Here is a 4376-nt window from a genome sequence, read left to right on the forward strand (position 1 = left end):
TCTCCTTGGGAGCATGTTATGCCTTAAACACAAAATTCCTGACAGGCCCCACCACCCCGCAACGGGTGACCGCAGCAGCGGCATTCGTCGAGCCGTGCCATGCGCGTCCCCGTCGCGCCCCACGCAGCGGCAGCCTTGCCACTGCGACAACCCTTTTCGCCCAGGCAAACAAAAAGCCCGGCATAGGCCGGGCTCGTCCTCTGGTCCGCTCGTTCGAGCGTTGCGCCGTTACGCGCGTCCGTCGCGCAATTCTCGCCGCAGGATCTTGCCGACGTTCGTCTTCGGCAGCTCGGTGCGGAACTCGACGAACTTCGGCCGCTTGTAGCCGGTCAGGCGCTCCTTGCAGTACGCAAGCAGATCCTTGTCGGTCAGCGCCGGATCCTTCTTCACGACGAAGAGCTTCACCGCTTCGCCCGAGTGCTCGTCCGGCACGCCGACCGCGGCCACTTCGAACACGCCCGGATGCGATGCGACGACGTCCTCGACTTCGTTCGGATAAACGTTGAAGCCGGACACGAGAATCATGTCCTTCTTGCGATCGACGATCTTCACGTAACCGCGCGCGTCCATCACGCCGACGTCGCCGGTCTTGAAGAATCCGTCCGGACACATGACCTTCGCGGTCTCCTCCGGGCGGTTCCAGTAACCCGCCATCACCTGCGGCCCGCGGATGCAGATCTCGCCGGGCTCGCCCAGCGGGACGTCGTTGCCGGCGTCGTCGCGAATCGTGACTTCGGTCGACGGCAGCGGCAGCCCGATCGTCCCGCTGTATTCGGTCGCCGTCACCGGATTGCAGGTCGCGACCGGCGACGTCTCGGACAGCCCGTAGCCTTCGACGATCGCCGTATGGGTCTTTTCGTACCAGCGCTTCGCGACGCCTTCCTGGATCGCCATCCCGCCGCCGTTCGCGATCACGAGCTTCGACAGATCCAGCTGGCCGAAGTCGGGATGATTCAGCAGCGCGTTGTACAGCGTGTTGACAGCCGGAATCGTCGAGATCTGATAACCCTTCAGCTCCTTGATCATCCCGCCGATGTCGCGCGGGTTCGGAATCAGCACGCCCATGCCGCCCGTGCGCATCGTCAGAAAGCCGCAGACGGTCAGCGCAAACACGTGATAGAGCGGCAGCGCGACAACCGTCACGAACTGTTTCACATCGGGATACTTGTCGTGTGCGGGCTGATGCCACGCGCCGGCCTGCAGCACGTTCGACACGATGTTCCGGTGCAGCAGCGTCGCGCCCTTCGCGACGCCGGTCGTGCCGCCCGTGTATTGCAGGAATGCGACGTCGTCGGGGCCGAGCTTCGGCGGCTTGAACGTTTGCCGCGCCCCTTCTGCGAGCGCCGCGTTGAAGCGCGTAAAGGACGGCAACTGCCAGGCCGGCACCATCTTCTTGACCTTGCGCACGACGTAGTTGACGATCCAGCCCTTGATGCCGAGCAGATCGCCCATCGACGCGACGACGACATGCTTCACCGCCGTATTCGCAATCACCGCCTGCAGCGTCGACGCGAAATTCTCGAGAATGACGATCGCTTCGGCACCGCTGTCCTTCAGCTGATGCTCGAGCTCACGCGGCGTGTAGAGCGGGTTCACGTTGACGACCGTACAGCCGGCGCGCAGCACGGCCGCAATCGTGACCGGATACTGAAGCACGTTCGGCATCATGATCGCAACGCGCGCGCCGCGGGCGAGGCCGCGCGACTGCAGCCACGCGCCGAAGCGGCGCGACAGCGCATCGAGTTCGCCGTACGTGATCGCCTTGCCCATGCAGACGAATGCCGTACGGTCGCGGTACTGCGTGAAGCTCTCGTCGAGGAGGTCGGGAACGGATGGATACGGAGACGCGTCGATTTCGGCTGGAACGCCGGGCGGGTACGATTTCAGCCAAATTTTTTCCATACTGCGCGTCTCCTCACGGATTTTCGAATGGTCGTGCTAAAACGCATCGTAGCGGGTCGCCCGTCGCGAGACAACAGGGTTAGACGTCCCCTTCGAACGGGGGACGATGCTCGGCCGACGCGCGTGCGTCCGTTCGGTCAGGCGGCTTCGACTTCGACCAGACAGTCGTAGAACGTCGCCGAATTGCCGAGATCGGTCAGCGCCTGGCTCGTAACTTCGTTCGCGTTGCGCCCGTCGGGCGACAGCTTCTTCCACCAGATCGACAAGCCGACGACGAGCCCGGCACGCGCACGGTCCGTCACTCTCGCGACGGCCTGCATCGATCCGCGGTCGTTGAAGATGCGCACGAGATCGCCATCCGCAATGCCGCGCGATGCGGCGTCCGCCGGGTGCATGTCGAGGTGCGGCTGCCCTTCCGTGCTGCGCAGGCTCTCGACGTTGACGAACGTGCTGTTCAGGAAGTGGCGCGCCGGCGGCGAAATCATCGCGAGCGGGTAACGGGCCGCGAGCTCCGGCGCCGCTTCGGCCGACTCGAAAGGCGGCAGATAGTCGGGCACCGGATCATGACCCATTTGCTCGAGCCGCGCGCTGTAGAACTCGCACTTGCCGGACGGCGTGCGGAACCCGCCGTTCGCAAACGGCGCGTCGGGCAATTTCAGCTTCAGCCAACCTTCGCGCTTCAGCGTGTCCCAATCGCTGTCGAGCGAAGGGTCGTCCCATCGAAGCGCCGCGCGCGCGACGTCCTCGTCGGAGTGATAGAGCGCCGGCTCGTCGAGCCCCATGCTGCGCGCGATGCCGCGGAAGATTTCCGTGTTCGGCCGCGCCTCGCCGACCGGCGGAATCGCCGGCAGATTCGCCATCACGTAGGTGTGCCCGTACGATTTGTGGACGTCCAGGTGCTCGAGCTGCGTCGTTGCCGGCAGCACAATATCGGCGAAATCGACGGTATCTGTTTTGAAATGCTCGAGAACGACCGTGAACAGGTCTTCGCGTGCAAACCCCGCCGCGACCTTCGACGAGTCGGGTGCGACGGCAACGGGATTCGAGTTGTAGACGATCACCGCTTCTATTTTCGGACCGAACGCCGCATCGCCCGGGTGCAGCAGCGCATCGCCGATCGCATTCATGTTGATGATGCGCGGCAGCTTGTGCGGCCAGCCGGGAATCAGATCCGGGCGCGGCAATGCGGGCTGATTGATCGGCGCAAATTCCGACGACGACAGCAGCAGGCCACCCGCGCGGTCGCGCCAGGCACCGGTCAGCGCGGGCAGGCTGGCGATCGCGCGCACCGCGTTGCCGCCGCCGCGCACGCGCTGCATGCCGTAATTGAGGCGGATCGCTGCCTTGCGCGTCGCGCCGTAACGGCGCGCGAGATCGATCAGTTCCGACGCATCGATACCGCAAATCTGCGCGACGCGCTCGGGCGGATACGACAGCGCGCGCGCCTTGAGGGCGTCGAATCCGAGCGTATGGTCGGCGATGTAATCGTGATCGAGCAGATTCTCGGTGATCAGCACGTGCATCATGCCGAGCGCGAATGCCCCGTCGGTGCCGGGCTTCAGCGCGATGTGCTGGTGGCACTTTTCGGCGGTGAGCGACCGATACGGATCGATCGCGACGAGCCGCGCGCCACGCCGCTTGGCTTCCTGCGCGCGGGTCCAGAAATGCAGGCTCGATGCGATCGGATTGGCGCCCCAGATCAGGATCAGCTCGCTTTCCTCGAAATGCTCGAGATGCATCCCGACGCTTGCGCCATAAGTGAAGCGCAGGCCGGCGGCGCCGGCCGCCGCGCAGATCGTGCGCTCGAGCCGTGACGCACCGATCTTGTGGAACAAGCGCTGCGCGATGCCTTCGCCCTGCACGAGACCCATCGTTCCCGCATAGCTGTACGGCACGATCGCTTCGGGCGCACGCGTCGCAATGTCCCCCAGACGGCGGCCAATTTCGGCGAACGCCTCGTCCCAGCTGATCGGCGCGAAGCGCCCTTCGCCTTTCGCGCCGATGCGCTTCAGCGGCACGGTAAGACGGTCCGGATGATGAACACGCTCCGCATATCGGCTGACCTTCGTGCAGAGGACGCCTTGCGTCGGCGGATGGTCGGGGTCGCCCGCGACCTTGATCGCCCTTCCGTTCTCGACAGTCACGCGCATGGCGCACGTATCCGGACAATCATGCGGGCAGACGGCCCGAGCAACGTGGGTGGCGGCGTTCATTGTTGTGGGTGCGAAGATGGGGATTCGCAAATTTTACGTGGACCTGCCGGATAAAGCGCTCATTCCGTACAGGTCGCGGGCTTTATTTGAAGATGGGGCGAGGCGGGCCGGCCTGCGGAGAGGGATCGGAGATCGCAGCGGGGCATTTGGCCGGCGCTCGTGCCGATAGCGCATTTCCCGCACCACAAATGCAAAAACCCCCGCCTGCTTAGGCGGGGGTTCTTGGCTTAGGGAGCCTGACGATTACCTACTTTCACACGG

At 64.5% G+C, this 4376-nt stretch carries 2 protein-coding genes; both read right to left on the reverse strand.

Going from position 1 to position 4376, the window contains the following annotated elements; all coding sequences use genetic code 11:
- Nucleotides 1–228: 228 nt before the first annotated feature.
- The gene (locus ACSHSS_RS29685; RefSeq protein WP_261514342.1) at nucleotides 229–1902 is read right to left on the reverse strand and encodes a long-chain fatty acid--CoA ligase; all 1674 of its coding nucleotides are present in this window, start codon (nucleotides 1900–1902) and stop codon (nucleotides 229–231) included.
- A gap of 137 nt (nucleotides 1903–2039) precedes the next feature.
- On the reverse strand, nucleotides 2040–4115 hold the full coding sequence (locus ACSHSS_RS29690) for a molybdopterin-containing oxidoreductase family protein (RefSeq protein WP_445545927.1): 2076 nt from the start codon (nucleotides 4113–4115) through the stop codon (nucleotides 2040–2042).
- Nucleotides 4116–4376: the final 261 nt, after the last annotated feature.

This window comes from Burkholderia sp. BC1 (genome assembly GCF_052683555.1).

Bases quoted from the DNA above. Each gene is read 5' to 3' on its own strand.
- ACSHSS_RS29685 (WP_261514342.1), bottom strand. From the start codon at position 1,902: ATGGAAAAAATTTGGCTGAAATCGTACCCGCCCGGCGTTCCAGCCGAA.
- ACSHSS_RS29690 (WP_445545927.1), bottom strand. From the start codon at position 4,115: ATGAACGCCGCCACCCACGTTGCTCGGGCCGTCTGCCCGCATGATTGT.